Origin of the sequence: Microbacterium sp. K41, assembly GCF_004794395.1 — a bacterium.
Taxonomy (GTDB): domain Bacteria; phylum Actinomycetota; class Actinomycetes; order Actinomycetales; family Microbacteriaceae; genus Microbacterium; species Microbacterium sufflavum.
This window is the reverse complement of the sequence record NZ_SSDO01000093.1, coordinates 1-1,518: the sequence shown is the minus strand read 5'-3', so window position 1 is coordinate 1,518 and position 1,518 is coordinate 1. Positions and strand designations below refer to the sequence as shown.

Annotated in this window: 1 protein-coding gene; it reads left to right on the top strand. The window is 71.7% G+C overall.

The features are described from left to right. Window positions 1–7: 7 nt before the first annotated feature. Window positions 8–1,518, top strand: a 1,511-nt coding sequence (gene recQ, locus DW309_RS01835; RefSeq protein WP_205812589.1) for a DNA helicase RecQ, incomplete at its 3' end; no start/stop codon positions are given.

Below are 1,518 nucleotides of genomic sequence, written 5' to 3'. Positions count from 1 at the left end.
GCCGGCCGTGCGCCGCGCGACGCCGAGCCGCTTCCCGACCGCCCGCGAGGCGCTGCACACGGTGTTCGGCTACGACGACTTCCGCGGCGATCAGGCCGCGATCGTCGAGCAGGTCATCGGCGGCGGCGACGCGGTCGTGCTCATGCCCACCGGTGGCGGCAAGAGCATCACGTACCAGGTTCCCGCGCTCGTGCGCGAGGGCACGGGCCTCGTGATCAGCCCGCTCATCGCCCTCATGCACGACCAGGTCGACGCGCTGCGCGCCAACGGCGTCAAGGCCGCGTACCTCAACTCCACGCAGTCGATCGACGAGCGCCGCGAGGTCGAGCGGGCCTACGTCGCGGGCGAGCTCGACCTGATCTACGTCGCCCCCGAGCGGCTGTCGAACGCGAACACCACGGCCCTGCTGCAGCGCGGCACCCTCAGCGTGATCGCGATCGACGAGGCGCACTGCGTGTCGCAGTGGGGCCACGACTTCCGCCCCGACTACCTCGCGCTGGGCGACCTGGGCGACCGATTCCCCGGCGTGCCGCGCATGGCGCTCACGGCCACCGCGACCCGGGCCACGCACAAGGAGCTCACCGAGCGGCTGCACCTCGACCGCGCGCAGCACTTCGTCGCGAGCTTCGACCGCCCGAACATCCAGTACCGCATCGTCCCGAAGGTCGACCCCCGCACGCAGCTCGTGCAGTTCATCCGTTCGCAGCCCGAGGGTGCGGCGGGCATCGTGTACGCGCTGAGCCGCAAGTCGGTCGAGCAGACCGCGACCGCGCTGGCGGCGAAGGGCATCGACGCGCTGCCGTACCACGCGGGGCTGCCGGCCGAGGTGCGGGCCGCGAACCAGTCGCGCTTCCTGCGGGAGGACGGCGTGGTGATGGTGGCGACCATCGCGTTCGGCATGGGCATCGACAAGCCCGACGTGCGTTTCGTGGCGCACATCGACCTGCCCAAGTCGGTGGAGGGCTACTACCAGGAGACGGGTCGCGCGGGTCGCGACGGCGAACCGTCGGTGGCATGGATGGCGTACGGCCTCGGCGACGTCGTGCAGCAGCGCCGGCTGATCGACCAGAGCCCCGGCGACCGCACGTTCAAGATGCGCATGGGGCAGCACCTCGACGCGATGCTCGCGCTGTGCGAGACGGTCGAGTGCCGACGGCAGAACCTGCTCGGGTACTTCGGCCAGGAGTCGCAGCCGTGCGGCAACTGCGACACGTGCCTCGACGACACCGAGACGTTCGACGGGCTGATCCCCGCGCAGAAGCTGCTGTCGACGATCGTGCGCCTCCAGCGCGAGCGCAATCAGGCCTTCGGCGCCGGGCACCTGATCGACATCCTGCGCGGCGCCTCGACCGAGCGCATCCGCCAGCAGGGGCACGACCGCCTCGCCACGTACGGCATCGGCGGCGATCTGTCCGACCAGGACTGGCGCAGCGTCGTGCGGCAGCTGCTCGCCCGCGGCATCCTCGTGGCGCAGGGCGACTACGGCACGCTCGCGCCGGGAGAGGCCGCGGCCGGGGT